The sequence below is a fragment of the Brevibacillus sp. genome, assembly GCF_003521185.1.
Classification (GTDB): Bacteria; Bacillota; Bacilli; order Brevibacillales; family Brevibacillaceae; genus Brevibacillus; species Brevibacillus parabrevis.
This window is the reverse complement of record NZ_DOTK01000058.1, coordinates 15941-32007: the sequence shown is the minus strand read 5'-3', so window position 1 is coordinate 32007 and position 16067 is coordinate 15941. Positions and strand designations below refer to the sequence as shown.

Annotated in this window: 8 protein-coding genes; 1 reads left to right on the top strand and 7 read right to left on the bottom strand. The window is 51.9% G+C overall.

Going from position 1 to position 16067, the window contains the following annotated elements; translation table 11 throughout:
• Positions 1–4: 4 nt before the first annotated feature.
• Positions 5–3850 carry a reverse transcriptase domain-containing protein gene (locus DEP07_RS18035; RefSeq protein WP_287102835.1) on the top strand — a complete coding sequence of 1282 codons (3846 nt, stop codon included), beginning with the start codon at positions 5–7 and terminating at the stop codon, positions 3848–3850.
• 74 nt (positions 3851–3924) lie between these two features.
• Here the strand turns inward: DEP07_RS18035 and DEP07_RS18030 are convergent, their stop codons facing one another.
• The 7 genes from DEP07_RS18030 to DEP07_RS18000 form a co-directional block, all read right to left on the bottom strand.
• Positions 3925–5901: an AraC family transcriptional regulator gene (locus tag DEP07_RS18030; RefSeq protein ID WP_287102834.1), complete on the bottom strand. Its 1977-nt coding sequence runs from the start codon at positions 5899–5901 to the stop codon at positions 3925–3927.
• Between the two features lie 278 nt (positions 5902–6179).
• Positions 6180–7550: a catalase gene (locus tag DEP07_RS18025; protein ID WP_287102833.1), complete on the bottom strand. Its 1371-nt coding sequence runs from the start codon at positions 7548–7550 to the stop codon at positions 6180–6182.
• A 403-nt stretch (positions 7551–7953) separates the two neighbouring features.
• Positions 7954–9657: a DUF6138 family protein gene (locus DEP07_RS18020; protein WP_353772885.1), complete on the bottom strand. Its 1704-nt coding sequence runs from the start codon at positions 9655–9657 to the stop codon at positions 7954–7956.
• Positions 9658–9956: 299 nt separating this feature from the next.
• Positions 9957–10964 (bottom strand): helix-turn-helix transcriptional regulator, encoded by a 1008-nt coding sequence (locus tag DEP07_RS18015; protein WP_287102832.1) that lies wholly within the window; start codon positions 10962–10964, stop codon positions 9957–9959.
• An 80-nt stretch (positions 10965–11044) separates the two neighbouring features.
• Positions 11045–12784, bottom strand: a complete 1740-nt coding sequence (locus tag DEP07_RS18010) for an ABC transporter ATP-binding protein (RefSeq protein WP_280648859.1) — start codon at positions 12782–12784, stop codon at positions 11045–11047.
• Positions 12765–14615 carry an ABC transporter ATP-binding protein gene (locus DEP07_RS18005; RefSeq protein WP_429827540.1) on the bottom strand — a complete coding sequence of 617 codons (1851 nt, stop codon included), beginning with the start codon at positions 14613–14615 and terminating at the stop codon, positions 12765–12767. The genes DEP07_RS18010 and DEP07_RS18005 overlap by 20 nt, the downstream gene beginning before the upstream one ends.
• A 124-nt stretch (positions 14616–14739) precedes the next feature.
• Positions 14740–15948, bottom strand: coding sequence for an MFS transporter (locus DEP07_RS18000; RefSeq protein ID WP_122966825.1), 1209 nt, complete (start codon positions 15946–15948; stop codon positions 14740–14742).
• Between the last annotated feature and the right edge of the window lie 119 nt (positions 15949–16067).

Below are 16067 nucleotides of genomic sequence, written 5' to 3'. Positions count from 1 at the left end.
AAACATGTCTATTATCGACAAAAAATACGGGGTTTTGTCCCCTCAGAAACAATACGTAACGGATACAGTCATCTTGGCTCAGGCATGGAAAAAGTCACACAATTACATCCGCAGGCATAATTGGTATGCAAATGTATTGGAACTCGATCTTTCCACGCTCGACCTGGAAAATCGCTTGAATGAGTGGTCTCAATCTTTGGAAAGCGAAGAATACTGTCCCGCAAAACTCAGACTGGTTCCCGCTCCCAAAACCTGCACCTGGGAGTTTACTTCTAACGGCTGGCACCCTATTAAAGAGAAGCTTGAAAGCGACAAAACCTATTTGAGACCGCTCGCCCACATCAAAATCCAGGACCAAACCATCGCAACGGCGATCATGCTGTGCTTGGCCAATGCCATCGAAACACTGCAAGGCCCGACAGACATTCCGGATTATCATGAAGCTCAGCGAAAACAAGTTTTTAACTACGGAAACCGTCTGTATTGCCACTGGGACAAAAATGAAGACGGAGAATCCATCGCTACATTCCCGTGGGGCAACTCGAAATGCTATCGAATGTACTACGATGACTACCAAAAGTTCCTGGAACGTCCGAAGCACTTTTGCCAACTGTACACGCATCTGAATCGTCGGGGCACAAAGCATTACGTCTTTTCACTCGACCTGAAGAGCTTCTACGACAGTATTGACAGAGCCGCATTAATTGACGAAGCAGAAGAGCTTTACAACGAATACGTGGAAAGGTTCACGCTAGACGATTCGCTTCAAGCTGATCCTGATTTTTGGGAAATGGCCCGAACTGTTTTCGATTGGGAATGGAACGACTCCGACCAAGCCATGGCAAAACAAGTGCTCAACAAAGACACGCTCCCTGATGGTATTCCACAAGGTCTTGTTGCGGGCGGTTTTTTTTCGAATATCTACCTGCTGCGATTTGATCAAGAAGTAGGAAAAAGCATTCATCAAAAAGTTGCCTCATCAGACTTTTCCGAACCGTTTATCATTCGCGATTACTGCCGCTATGTCGACGATATCCGTTTGGTAGTAGAAGCTGCTGACACCGTTGAAATCGAGCAACTGAAACAAATGGTGACAGAGCATATTCAAGCCAAGCTCAATTCGCATTTGAGCCAAATGGGGGCTGAACCAGATTCCTTGGAGATTCACCCCGATAAAGTCAGCATCCAAAGCTATGAAGAAATTTCCAATCAGAGTGACCTCTCTGGCCGCATGCAAATCCTGCAAGGAACGTTAAGCGGCACCCCGGATATCGAAGCTTTGCGACAAATTGTCGGGGGTTTAGACGGTCTCATCCAATTGTCTGAGCAACTTGGCGATTCGGCTGTCGAACATGTAAACAATCTTGCCCTGTCAAAAATCGCCGTCAAGAATGCGGACGTAAAATCCGACACATTGAAGCGGTTTGCAGCGAAACGACTTGTAGACGCGTTAAGGCTGCAAAAAAGCATGATCGGTTCCAGCGATCAGAACCCTACCGTAAACAGTCATATCGGCCACGATTTTGAACTGTACGCCAGGAAATTAATTGCCGTTTGGTCGAAAAATCCATCTTTAAGTTCCCTGCTGAAGTTTGGGCTCGATCTCTTTCCTAGCGCAAAACTGTTGAAAGTCGTAACGGAAGCTCTTGAGCAAAAGCTTTATATGAACGTTAGCAATGATACAGAGCTCAGCCACCAAAAGCTCGTGATGGAATACGTTTCGGCGGATATCCTGTGCGCGTGTTCTGTCTGGATTGGTCACCACTCGAAAAAGCATGATCCTGAACATGCGGATTTGCTTGCTTTTCGCGAACATCTCGCCGTTTTTGCAAGGAAGATACTAGACGCTCAGGACAAAATGTCCTGGTATGTGAAACAACAAGCTGCTCTCTATCTTGCTTCGGTTGGCCAAGCTTACGTTTTAAATGATGAAAGCAGCGAGTTGCAGCCTTACACACTTTTACATCGTGCACTTCTTTATAGTGCGATCACCAGTAAAAATCGTAAGGATATGCTAACGATGGCCTTGATCGTCCAACAGCTTCATCCAAATCCTGACAGGTTCAGTTCGTGGTTTGCGGAAGCCTGTCAGAAATGGAAGCGGCAGCCTATGCAAAAAATTCGGTCGTTAAAATTCCTTTGCGCGAATCGCCCTGATCTGCTTCAGAGGATTCTCTCAAGCCTGACCATCGAAAAAGAGATCGTCCAGCAGGTGCCTGAGCTATCCTCCATCATCTATCGCAACTCGCTCAAGAAACAAGCAGACTGGTCTTCTGCAACTGCAACGAATACGCCTGTCAGTCTCGCCAGTCTCATTACGAGCGCAGATAATCCTTTTCAGCAAGAAAATGCTTTGCTGCATTTGATGTTGGAGTTGCTGAAACCTGGCTCGGGCAAAGAAGATGCATTTACCCGCTTGAACAGCGAAAACGGCCTGTCCATCGAAGATTTGCAAATAACGATGACGGACAAAGAAGCTTGGCAAAATCCTTATAAAAAGCCGTTTGCCATCACGGTAACCAGTACAAAAAGCTCATACTCTTTGCCAACCCCGCACTGGGTAAAAGCAGAATGTCGGTGGATGTACAATCTCGGTTGTATTTTACGAGCTTGCCTGACTGGCGAATACGACTACACGACGAACTCGTTTCTGATGCGACAAGACCATTCCGTTTCGGCTGGGTACAGAGGATTGCGCTCCACCTGGTTTTCACGCCGCTTTGGCATGTCCAGCCTGGCGAGCAGCCTCTTCCCGGAGCCGTTGCCCTTGTCCCCTTGGATGAGCGAGTTGTTGTTCCTGCTTTTGCAATGGCCGGGTATCGATTATCGCGAAAGGTTTGTTCACGGGATTTCTGCTGCACAGTCCGACCGCAAAAAATGGCTGAAAATCATTCAGAACCATATGCAAGAGCAGCAGAAAGTATTTGGCAAATTGTCCAACACGCCAGGATACGTATTGCCTGTCAAACTGCAAAAGCGTCAGGACGACCGCCTGTTCCGTGTCGCCATCGTTCAATCCTTGCTGCCATACATGGACGATTTTAACGCCAAAGATCCGATGCACTGGTCTTCGGACTTCCGCGAGAAACACCGTGCTCATATCGCGGACCTTTGCCACATGGTTGAGAAGCATCTGGCAACTTGGCACGCTGCTATAAAAAGATCAGGCAAGGAGTCCGCTTATGTTGCTGATCTGATCGTCTTTCCTGAGCTGTCTGTCCATCCCGACGACATCGACTACTTGCTGAGACTCTCCCACAAAACGAAAGCAAGCATTTTTGCGGGATTAGGTTTTCAAAAAAGAGCATCCGATCAAGCCACGGTGAATCAAGCGATTTGGATTCTCAATTCAGACGAAAATCCACTTGTTGCCGTGTGGCAAGGCAAGCAGCATATGACGAAGCTGGAACGCAAAATGAATATCCAAAGCCACAGACCTTACCAAGCCTATGTCGAGTTTCAAAAAGGCAATCAATCTATACGCGTAGCGGGAGCTATTTGTTACGATGCAACCGACATAGCACTGACGGCCGATCTTCGTGATATTTCCGACATGTTTGTCATCTCGGCCCTGAACAAAGACATCGGGACGTTTGACAACATGGTTTCCGCCTTGAATTATCATATGTTCCAACCTGTCATTCTTGCCAATACAGGTGAATACGGCGGCTCATCTGCCCAGGCGCCTTTTAGTGGACACGAAAAAATCATTGCTCAAGTACACGGGAAAGATCAGCTTGCCATCAGCATGTTCGATATCGACCCTACCTTATTTAAAACCAAGTCACGTTCCTCCAAGCCAGAGCCACAGGTAAAGTCACCTCCTGCAGGCTTTGCAGGAAGAAAATAAAGCAAAAAAGGCCCATGCAGAGTTGACAAGGAACTTTGCGCGGGCTTTCGCTTTTTCCAAAATGGTCAAACGGATTACTGCTTTGTCAACCAATCCGCAATCTCTTCCGTCTGCGACAACACCGCAATCGGGTCGTAGTACCAGGAGCGTTCTTCCTTCCAGACGTACACATGGTTGTTTTTCACAGCGTCGAGCGACGACCAGAGCGGATCTTTTTTCAAGTCTTCCAGCGTGTGACTGTTCGAAGTCAAGATGATATAGTCTCCGGCGTATTGGGACAAAAGCTCGCTGGACAGCTCCAGCCACTGCTTCTCCTGCAGCGTTTTGGCGATCGCAGCTGGCGGCTTCAAGCCCAGCGCCTGATAGACAGCCTGTCCACCCCGGCCAAAGTTGTCGCCATAGACGAACATCTGCTTGTCGGTCAGCTCAATAATCGAAAACGACTTGCCTTCGGGAATGACTTTGCGCACGCGTTCTTTCGCGGCGGCGATGCGCTTCTCGTAATCCGCCAGCCAGTCTTTTGCTTCCTGTTCCTTGCCGAGCAGCTTGCCGAAGAAAGTCAATTCCTCTTGAATATTTTTCAACTGTCCATACGGAATGGAGATCGTCGGGGCGATTTTGGACAACTGATCATAGCGGCCCTGGTCGTCGGATGATTCCGTGACGATCAAGTCAGGCTGCAAGTCGATCACTTTTTCCAAGGAGCCGTTGACATCCCCGATGTCCTCGACATTTTTCAGCGCTTCGGTAATATACGGGTTTTGGCGATGCAAGCCGGGCGCTCCGATCGGTGTGACACCGAGTGTAATCAGCGTGCCCAAATATTGATCGGCGACGATGCGCCTTGGTGTGGCTGGAACGACGACATCCCCTTTGACGGTGGAAATGACTTGGGTTTGCGAACTCGCCTCCGCTGGCGTGGAGCTCGTTTGCGTCGAGCGATTGGCGTCTGATGCAGCGCTTGTTTCCGTCTGGTTCCCGTTCGCCGCCTGACTTGGCGCTCCCGCATTGCCGGAGCACGCGGCAAGCATCAGGGTCAGGCAGAGCATGACGGTTGCCGCAGCAGATGGTTTGGCAGGTCTGTACATGGTTTTGCGTCCCTCTTTCTTGTATGGATAATGATTCTCGCTATCAATATAACGGCGAAAATCGAGAGCGGCAATGGACGATCCGATGATGGTTGCCGGACGATCTGCTGTTTGCGGCGTCTGTGCTTTTGTCGCCCGAAAACGCGCGGGCGATATTCCGTATACTTTTTTAAACAAGCGCCCGAAATAATACGGGTCGCGGTAACCGACACTCTCGGCGATCTCGCGCAACTGCCGATCTGTTTCCACCAGCAGGCTTGCCGCCTTTTCCATCCGTACGCGAATCAGGTAGTCGATCAGGCTGTAGCCTGTCTTTTTCTTGAACAAGGCCGATAAATGTGGGACGCTGTAGCGCAGCATTTCCGCGAGCGCCTCCAGCGTGATCGGTTCGGCGTAATGGTTCTGAATGTACTGCTTCGCCTGGGCGGCGGGATCGGTTTCCAGCCGTGCCCCTTTCGAATCGAGCAGTTGACGATGCACGGCGCTTACAAACTGGTAAAAGAGTGCCTTCGTCTGGAAGCGCTCCAGCTCGCCCGTGCATTGCCACTGTTCGTCCATTTGCTTGACGAGTGCAAGCAGCTCAATCGGCTGGCACGGCTGAAAGCTGTACGGCAGCTGAAACGGGTCGCTTTTTCGCAGCAAGTTGACGATTTGCTGCCGACTGGTCAACGGGATCGCGGCCCGATAAAAAATCAAGTAGTATTCAAATACGTCCTCTGCCAAAAAAATGTCCAGAAGCGTCCCTTTTCCACTATGGGCGATATCGTATGGCTTGATCGCGTACTCGCTGCCATCCAGACAAATCTGCGCCTTTCCTTGCGCAGCAAACAAAAACGTACTGGCCGGCAGCTTGTACGAGCGCGAGCCGATTTCTCTTCCCAATAGCTGGTGACGCACATCCAACACTTTGATGGACGCATGATTCCAGAGCATGATATGTTCGATGACGCCCTTCACGTCCATGCAATCCCTCCATCTTTTTGTTTCCGTTCCAACTCTCGCCATTATAAATGAAAACGATTATCATTCACATAAAAAAATAACAGCCACAGGCATACTGCGCCTGCGGCTAGTTCGTCTTAGCATGATTAAGGTGCTTGAAGTAACCATCTACTTACGGTTATGGCGTGATTTCCGTCAAAAGCCGCTGACGGGTGTTCGTTTCTTCGCTCTTGGCATTTTTTCCGAATGTCGGGAAACTCAGCGTCTTATTCCGGGACGTTTCGGATTCTCTGTCGTTGCTATCTCTTCCCGTTGCTCCCGATCTGCCTGGCAACGCGTTCCCCCAGTTCCGGGCTCGCCTGGGTTAGATAGCCTAGCACAATCCGCTGTAACTCCGGCACCGCAGCTCCAAGATCGGAGGCAATGTTGTGGACTAAGTGTTCTTGAAGCACAGGCGACAGTGAGTTGTAAAATTGCCCCGGCTGCGTGAAGTCATCCCCTTTTGGAGGTGCAGTGCGCTCAAGACGCCCTGCCACATAGTTGCCGGTGCCGCTTGTTACCTCGTCAGATGGCTTCCAGTCCGCCTGATGGTTGATCGGGATGCTGCGGAAATTCGGTCCCAACCGATAACGCTGTGAATCCGTATAAATATTGGCGCGGCCTTGAAGCACTCTATCCAATGAAAACTCGGCGCCGTCCAGCATATTGGACGGAGAAAAGGCCAGCTTCTCCACCTGTTCCTTATAATTGTCGGGATTGGTGTCCAGCACCATCTTGCCGACTGGCAGCAGTGGGTACTGCCGCACATCCCACACCTTCGTATCGTCCAGTGGATCGAACGGCAGCGTAGCTTCGTCCTGCGGATTCATGAGCTGTACATACAGCCCGTATTCCACTGTTTTTCCTTGAGCAATCGTGTCATAGAGATCCTTGCCCGCATAATCCGGGTTCTCGCAGGCGAGCCGTGCCGCCTCCTGACTATCGATATACTGCACGCCAGCCAGCGGAACCCAGTTGTATTTCACATAATTGCGGACATCCTGCTCATTCTTCCAAACATAAGTACTCACGCTGTAACCCGGAATGTGACGGAAGCTCTTGACTGTTCCCAGGTCGGAGTACAGTTGCAGCACGAAATGCGTCGCCTCCGGATTTTCTGCGTAGAAGCTCCAGAACCGATTAGGGTCCATCAAGTTGTTGACGGGCGACGGATTGAAGGCGCTGACCGTCTCTACAAACCGCATGGGGTCCCGCACCGTAAACACGGGAAGATGGTTGCATATTAAGTCGAAGATACCTTGCTCGGTATAAAATTTAGTCGAGAAGCCGCGCACATTGCGCGAAGTGTCCGGCGTCCCCCTGTTGCTGGCCGCCAGCGAGAATCGGACAGCAACGGGTACTTGCTGGCCCGGATGCTGCAGGAAACAAAGCTTCGTGTAAGCCGCCATCGAGTGAAACGTCTCGAAATAGCCAAAGGCTCCGAAACCCTTCACATGCAAAGGGCGCTCTAATATGGTCTCATGGATAAACGTTTCATTTTTTTCGTGCAGCATGGTGTCTTGTTCTAGAATCGGTCCACGCTTCCCAACCGTCTGCGAGTAGCGCGACGGTTGCGGACCGCCTTGCCAACTCTGATTGTGCGTCTGATCGCGAGCGTTCTTGTCGTCCATTCCTCTACCTCCCATGCCTACATTCTCACCAATATGTATGCATGGCTATAGGTTGGTTATGACTACGCGTCCAATGCCGATCCGCACGCCGAGAGCAGCAGCCGTCACAGCAAAAGCTCGCTCCTAGGGTGCAACATGACGAACGCTTCCGCCTCGTTGCCATATCGTGCGGAACGAATGAGGATCTCCACAGCCACTGCGCCCAGTGTACGAATTGCTTCCACCGTCGACGTATGACATTTCCTGTACAAAAAAACTGGTGCCTAAATCACACCAGTTCGAAATGAATTGGAACATGAATCAAGCGCGTGCCCTATGAATTTACGTGCGAATCAAATCAACCACCCGCTCCCAAAAACCATACAGCGACCGCTCAGACAGAGTGTCCCCTCTTATACAACCATCATTTTCCAGACTGGTCTTTCGCCAAATTCAGCAAGGCCGACAGCCGTTCTGCTTTCTCTCCTTTTGCTTTGGCAGCAACCTTTTCAAGCTTGTCCAAACCACCCCAGACGATGTAAATGACATGCTCGACTTCAAGCGGCTCTTGCGTTTGCAGCAAATCGAGCAACAAGCTCAAATTAGGCTCTTCTTCCAGCTCTGACTTGATCTTCACTTTCGTTGCGTCGGTACCGTGCACCAAGCACGCGACCAATGTCGGGAGCGACTCTGGATGGACGCCGTGCTTCTCGACGAAGGCAGCCGTAAAATAATCTTGCACGGACTGATGCTCCAGATCGATCGTGTCCAAATACTCCTCCACCAAAGCAAAATACTCAGCGTCCGCCAATCCCAGCCCGAAGACGGCATATGTGCCAGGCAGCGCATTTCTCTCATCATCGGCATCCGTATACCACTCATAAGTGACCATGGCAACGCGGGCGTAATCGGCAAGCAGCGGGTGCAAGTTCGGATAAGCCAGCGCGTTGGCAAAAAAGCGATGGGTTCCCGACTTCGCCAATCCTTTGATCGGCAAAAACTGCTTGACGCCGGATTTGAGCTTGATTTGATAGCTTTTCGGAAAACCGCTCTGCAACAACGCGCAAAGAAATGAAAGGGCCCGCGCATAGCTCTCTTCGCGCTCCTGCTTGATCGAGATCGTCACGGTGGCAAAGACGTCATTTGCCAGGCACTCGACCTGTTCGTCACGCAGAACGGTCAGCTCGCGGGAGAGCGTGCCGCTGCCTTCCTTCATGAACTGCGAAGCGCGCTTGCTGCCGAGTTCAACAGCCCGCTCCAGCCAGGTAATGCCTTTTTGTCTACTGTAGGACGGTTCATACTTGATCACAGCGACGGCGGCATACAAGAACAACTCCATAGCCCCTTCGTCGATGTGCCCAGAATCGAAGCCGCTCTTTCGTTGATAAGTCTTTTCCTGCCACGTTTTGGCCACGACATCAAAATAAAGCGGCAAAAACGAGCCTTCCACCCAGTCTGCCAAGGCATTGACGATCTTGTGCTGATGTTCGCCAAGCTGTTCTTTTTTGCTTTTGTTTACTTCCAAAATGCGATCAAACACCCGGATGGCTTCGTGGCAATCCGTCTCGGGAAACAGCGAGCGGTTCAGCAGATGACGCGAAAGGAAAAACGTCTCCAGCGGTTTGGTCGGGCCAGTTGAAGCCGAAAACAGTTGCGTGCGATAAGCGGAAATCTCCGCCAGCAGGCGTTGCTGTTTTTCCGCGTTGAACAGCTGGACAATCGGCAGCTTTACTTCCCCCGTGTCTGTCTGAAACTTGCCCCAAAACGAAAACTGGTAGTTAATCAGCGCTTGGGACGAGAGAGTTTCCAGCTTTTCTTTTATATAGGCGGCAAGATGCGGGACGACCTGTTCCCGCACGTCTGTCTCTGACAAATCCGCCTGCTTCGATCCTAAGCGCCGAAAGTCTCCTGGCGTGTCGTCAAAATCAAGCTCCCAATCATCCAGCTCCATCAGGACAACGCTGGCCCGATCATTTTTGTATTCGAGCATGGCAGAGTCATGGATGCCCACTTGCAAAGTCGTGCGGTGGACAATCTCATCGGCGTCTTTTTCCTCGATGTAGGCGAACCATTTGTCAATGGCTTGCTCCATCTTATTCACTGTTGGTTCCAATGTAGAATGGATCACAATCGTTTCAGCCTCCCATATCTTCCAAGGGGGAGCGTACAGCCTATCAGAACATACATTCTCTTCCCCGGTTTTCTCTCATTATAGTAGATTTCAGCCATTTTTCCAGAGAATGACATGAAAATCCGCCCAAATGCCTAGTCGGGAAAAGAATGCCTTGGCTATTTTCTTAATGTTCGCCTTTAACCTCATGTTCATGGACAGCGAAAAGTATTACCCCCGTGATTTTTTTCACTTCGAGCCGATCATAAAGAAAATAGGCGAATGTTATTACCGCCATAACAAATTATAGTTCGTAATTAAACAGTCCGAAATCCCCTGCTCTTCAAGTAAGCAGACGGATTCACCCCGTACTTTTTCCGGAACTTCTCAGCAAATTGTCCCAGGTTGTTGAACCCTGCCATGCTGGCGGCATACGTGACATTGACGCTGCCCTCCTCCAGCAAGCGTCTCGACTGCTCCAGCCGCTGATCGATCACATAAGCATGCACAGGCAAGCCGAACAACTGTTTAAAGCCTTTTTTCAACTTGTATTCATTGAGGCAAATTTGCCGGGACAGCTCGGCAAGACTGGGAGGCGACAGCAGATTGGCATCGACGATTTGTTTGGCTTGCCACAAACTGGTCAAGTCCGTCTTGGACAAGGTGACTTCACGAGGCAACGTGTCTTTTTCCCGCAAAATCTCATCGATGTACACGGCCAACAGCTCCAGCACCTTTCCTTCCAAATACATGCGTCTGACTGCGGCTTGATAGGGACAATCCAGCATCTCGTGGAGGATGCGCCTCACCAAAGGCGTCATTTTTTTGTTGTCGTACAGACTGTCATGTGCCGTCAAGCGTGCCCATTGCTGTTCAAGCGAAGCGATGGGCCACGCCTGCATCAGTTTGTTTACGTCCAGCTTTAGCGTCAGGCTGTGAAACCTGCGCGCGGGATCGAATTGGCACGTGCTGCTCGTCATCGCTCTCCCGAAGGCGGTCACTTCACCCGAAGCGATTCCATAGTCCCGATGCGTGTCTGTTGACAGCCATTGCATCCCTTCTCCCAGGCAAAAGCATATTTTCATCCAGTCGTCCTGTTCCGTGCTGCTCATGCTCAATTCCTCGTGTAAAACGATGTCGCAAACCATTATTTCCAGCATCGTGTTCAGGCTGGTTTTCTGCCAGTACCCTTTGCCGATCTGATCGGGCAACGATAACGTTTGCTGAAACGAACCGTTTTGATAGAGCGCATTCAAATCGGTTGCGAGCGCACAATGCTTGTCCTTGCGATTCTCGATCGCGTACCAGTGTCCCGCCTGACTCATGGGGTCGTTCACCTCTGTGTTGTTTCTCTCATCTGTGATCCAACGACAATAACCCCGCCGCTCGGACGGGATGATCCTTCTTACTTCACGCGCCAGCCGTCGACCTCTTGCTGCAACCCCCACAAACGGGCGTACAGCCCGGATTTTTCCACCAATTCGCTGTGGGTTCCTTCCTCGGCAAGACGTCCTTGATCCAGCACGATGATTTTGTCCGCATGTTGAATGGTTTTCAGGCGATGGGCAATCAAAATGACCGTTTTGCTTTTGACCAGCTCGTTGATCGCTTGCTGGACAGCCGTTTCGTTCTCGGGATCAAGCGAGGCTGTCGCTTCGTCAAGCAGGACGATCGGAGCGTCTTTCAGCAACGCGCGGGCAATCGATATGCGCTGCTTTTCGCCGCCAGACAGAGTAGAACCACCTTCGCCAACAGGTGTAGCGTATCCTTGCGGCAATTGGGAAATAAATTCATGGCAGCAGGCGCGCCTGGCCGCCTCTTCAATCTCTGCCTGGGTCGCATCCATTTTGCCGATGCGAATGTTGTTGCCAATCGTGTCCTGGAACAAGTATACGTCCTGGAAAACCATTGACATCTGCTTGAGCAAAAATTCGGGGTCAGCCTTATGCACAGGCATGCCGCCGATGGTGATCGTTCCTTGCTGGACGTCCCAAAAGCGGGCGATCAGCCGGGTCACCGTACTTTTTCCGCTTCCGGACGGCCCGACCAGCGCGGTAATCGTATTCGGCTGGATCGTAAAGGACAGCTCCTGCAAAACAGGATTGTTCTCGTCGTAGCCGAACGTCACCCGCTCAAAGACGATGGGCCCGTGCGGCTGAATGAGCGCCGTTCCCGGCTGTCGCTGCTCTGTCTGCACATCCATGATCCGCTGTGCGCTGTAAGCCGAGTAACGCATTTCTCCGTAGCTCATCAACACGACGGTCAGCGGCTCGAACACGCGTGTCCCGATCAACAGAAACAGCAGAAAGACCGATAGCGACAAAGTTCCGCCCACAAGCAAATAACTGCCGACCAAAATCATGATCGTCATCCCGGAGCGCGTCAGCAAAAGCGCGCCCATGATCAGCGGCCCGACCAGCCCTTCCAGCCGGATAGAAGCCCGCATGAGCCGATCAAAAGCAAGCCGCAGGCGCTCAAAGCGCTTTCCGCCAGCATTGTGCGCTTTAATTTCGCGGATACCCGTCAAATATTCCTGGAGCCTGCTGGCCGCTTCATTTTTCGCGCGGACGTGACTCTCGCTGAGCCGGGCCTGCAACGAATCGGTCAGCCACAACAGCAGCGCACCGAACGGAAGCGCGACAAACATGGCAAGCGCCATTTTCCAGTCCAAAAAGGCAAGTCCGAGCAAAGCGAGCACAGGCAGCATGACTGCGCTGATTAGCTGCGGAACGTTGTGGGAAATCGTATGTTCGACCTGCGCGTAATCACTGAGCAGCAGGTTCGTCACGTCGCCGGGATCGCGTTTGCCAAAAAAGCCTAACGACAAATGACGCAAATGTTCGGCGAGCTTCATCCGCCCGGTGGCCGCCAAACGATAGGCTGCCGTGTACGATTTTTCGTACAGATGGGCATAGGTGACGTACGACACGATCAGCCAGACAAACAAAATGACGCAGACGGTCCACAAGCGGGCAGTATCAAGCCCTGACTCCGGTTGGGCAAAGGAAAGGTAAATCGTCTGGAAAATGTCGACGAGCAAAGCGGCAGGAATGACTTTGGCAATCCCGTCCAGCAAGGCAGCAAAAGCAGCGGGCCACAAGCTCCGCACGTTGCCGCCGGAAATGTTAGTAAAGTACGGAAGCATTCGCTGGGGCCTCCCCTCTCATCTCGGGTTTGTGTGCGTACGTATGGTTCGCGCCGAGCTTCCACGTAGCGGCGCTAACATGCGCTTGCCACATCTTTTCGTACAGGCCGTTTCGCTGGCGCAGCTCGTCGTGTGTCCCGCGCTCGACAATCTCGCCTTTGTTCACGACCAAAATTTGCTCCGCTGCGCGAATCGTCGACAGCCGATGGGCAATCATGATCACGGTTTTGCCTTTCACCAACTCAATCAAGCCTTGCTGGATCTTTTTCTCGTTTTCCGCATCGGCGTAGGCGGTTGCCTCATCGAGAACCAAAATCGGGGCGTTTTTCAACAGCGCGCGGGCAATCGCGAGACGCTGGGCTTCGCCGCCGGACAAATACGTTCCCCCTTCGCCGATCTTTGTTTCGTAGCCGAGCGGCAGCTTTTCGATAAACTCATGGCAGCAAGCTGTTTTCGCCGCAGCAATGACCGCCTCCCTGGATGCGGACGTGTTCCCCATCCGGATGTTCGCTTCGATCGTATCGTAAAACAGGTGCACATCCTGAAACACAAACGACACGGTGTCCATCAGTTTTTCCGTGCCCATCTCCTGGATCGGGACACCGCCAATGCTAATCGTTCCCTCCTGGACGTCCCAAAAGCGCAAGAGCAAGTTGGCGATCGTCGATTTCCCCCCGCCGGAAGGCCCGACCAGCGCCGTCATTTCGCCCGCTTTGGCGAAGAAGTCGACGTTTTGCAAAATGGGCTTGTAGTCTTTGCTCTCCTTGTTTTCATAGGCGAAGGAGACACGGTCGAAGGCGACGTCGTAAGCAACAGGGACGCGAGGAGCAGCTGGCTCCGCTACGATCGGCTCGGCAAACACCGCTGCAATCCGCTTGTTGCCTTCGATAATTTCCCGCAGCCCGCCCCCGACGTAAATCAGCCGCAGCAAAGGCACGGACAAGCTCGGTGTGATAATCAAAAACAGCGTAAACGTAATGGCAAACGCCTGATTCCCCGGCTGACCGCTCGCAAGCAAAATGCCGATCGGGACAATAAACGTAAACAAGGAGCTGACCAGCACGTAAAACAGGCTGTACGGCTTCTTGCACAGCGCCGTGATCCGCAGCGCAATGTCGCGATAGCTGCTCACCGCACGCTGGAAAGTCAAAAATTCATCCGCCTTGATCCCGAAAATTTTGACAGCGGGCATGCCGCGCACGTATTCCACGCCTGTCGCGTTCATTTCTTCCACGGCAAACTGATAATCGCGAAAAGCGTTTCGGCCGAGTTCACTTGTAAAAATGCGCGCCTGCACCCATAGACCGAAGACAACCGGGACGAGCAGCACGAGAGCAAGCAACCCATTGAGCCAAAACAAATACCCGATCATCAAAAGCGGGATCAAAATGGCTGTCACCATGTCAGGCAGCTGGTGGGCAATGAATTTCTCGATTTTTTCGACACTGACCTCGATCACTTTTTTCAACTCGCCTGTGGCCGTTTTCGTATGGTAGCCCATCGGGACTTTCGCCACGTGCTCGGCCAGCCGTACCCGCAACTGGTACAAAATTTGGAAGGCAGCCACATGGGAGCACATCAGCCCGACGTACAAGGTGAGCAAGGCGGCAACCAGCGCTACCAAAGCGGCGACGCCCCAATACGTGATCAGCTCCCTGTCGATTCCCGCAGGACTTTGCGCGTGCAAGAGCAGTTCTTCCACGATTTTGTACACGGCTACAAAGGGAGCAATTTGCAGGAGACTGGAAACCGTCGAAAGCAAGCTGGCCGCGGTCAGCAGCCCTTTTTTCTCTTTGGCGATTTGCAAGAGCCCGGACATTTCTGCTTTCATTTTTATACCCGACTCTCCTTTCCTGTCGCAGATGGTTGGCGAGAATCATTATCATTGCACGGTAAAAAAGAAGGACCCGCCCCCCACAGATGGTCAGAAGACAGGTCCTTCGGTGGTCCACTGCTTATTCCGAATGCTTCGTCGCCAGCACATTGGCTGACACAGGTGCGCCTTTGGAAGCGAACAGCGTGATCGCCATCAAAAGCACGACAATGGCAACGACACCAAAAGGCAAATGCCGCTCTACCTGGTACAGACTTGTGCTCAAGATCGGCGCAATTACAGCCGATATGCCTTGCACGGCTCCCACCAATCCGGCTACTCCGCCCTGCTGCTCGCGCAAAACGCTAAGCGAAGCGCCTGCCATAAAGCCTGGCATCATCAAGCCCGTACCTACACCAAATAAGAAGAACGCGATGTAAAAGCCGACAGCATGAATGAACAGCAGGAACAGCGCTACACCGCCAAGCACCAGCAAGGAACCGACGAGAATCAGCGAGCGCGGCTGCCATTTCGGATTTTTCATCTGCACCCCTTGGGTAATGATCATCGCGACTCCGCTCAGCATCATGCCCATGGAAAGCATCCGCGCCGTATCTGTTGTGGTCAAAAGCAGCTGATCCTGGAAATAAAACCCGCCGACGACTTGCAAGGTGACAATGCTCAGCATGGTGGCCATCCCTGCGAACAAGTACAGACGCAGTCCTTTTTGCAAAGGATTCAGCTTGGGCGGCTTGGTTGTCGCAACAACCGGCTTGTGCGGCGGAATCAAGAGAAGCACCACGATAAACGCGATCATCGGCAGCAGCGCCCCGATGTACAGCGGCCAAATCAGACCGATCAGGGCAAAAACTCCCGCGATCGCTGGCCCGAGGACAAGCCCCATTCCATTGGCCGCACCGATCAGCGCCATCCCGGACGACCTGTCCTTTTCCTCCGTCACATCAGCCATGTACGCTTGCGCCGAAGACGGAACGGCAGGAATGAACATGCCGACCATCGCCCGGGCCAAGATCAGCAGGAACACGAGCAGACCTCCGCTGATCAGCTTCGCAAGCCCTGCGTACATCGTGAGCGTAAACAGCACATAGGCGACGAACATTCCCAGAAAGCCTATTAAAATGACGGGCTTTCTGCCTTTTGTGTCGCTCCATTTCCCCCAGACGGGCGCCATGATCGCCATGGCTACGGAACCAAGTGAAATAATCAAACCGGAATGGGTTTCGCTCAATCCCAATTCACGAATCAATGGAGGCATGACAGGGGCGATGATCATCAAGCCAACCATTGCGACGAAGACGCTGAAAAAGACACTAATTCGTACTCGTCCCATGTTTTTACTCTACTCCTTTCGTCACTCCCTGCCCCTAATCTTATGGAAAAAGGCAAGGTAGCCACTACCTAATGACGGAGAGATAATGCTGTAAAACGGATTTTTTCGCGAAATGATTT

Bases quoted from the DNA above. Each gene is read 5' to 3' on its own strand.
- DEP07_RS18035 (WP_287102835.1), top strand. From the start codon at position 5: ATGTCTATTATCGACAAAAAATACGGGGTTTTGTCCCCTCAGAAACAA.
- DEP07_RS18030 (WP_287102834.1), bottom strand. From the start codon at position 5,901: ATGGACGTGAAGGGCGTCATCGAACATATCATGCTCTGGAATCATGCG.
- DEP07_RS18025 (WP_287102833.1), bottom strand. From the start codon at position 7,550: ATGGACGACAAGAACGCTCGCGATCAGACGCACAATCAGAGTTGGCAA.
- DEP07_RS18015 (WP_287102832.1), bottom strand. From the start codon at position 10,964: ATGAGTCAGGCGGGACACTGGTACGCGATCGAGAATCGCAAGGACAAG.
- DEP07_RS18010 (WP_280648859.1), bottom strand. From the start codon at position 12,784: ATGCTTCCGTACTTTACTAACATTTCCGGCGGCAACGTGCGGAGCTTG.
- DEP07_RS18005 (WP_429827540.1), bottom strand. From the start codon at position 14,615: ATGAAAGCAGAAATGTCCGGGCTCTTGCAAATCGCCAAAGAGAAAAAA.
- DEP07_RS18000 (WP_122966825.1), bottom strand. From the start codon at position 15,948: ATGGGACGAGTACGAATTAGTGTCTTTTTCAGCGTCTTCGTCGCAATG.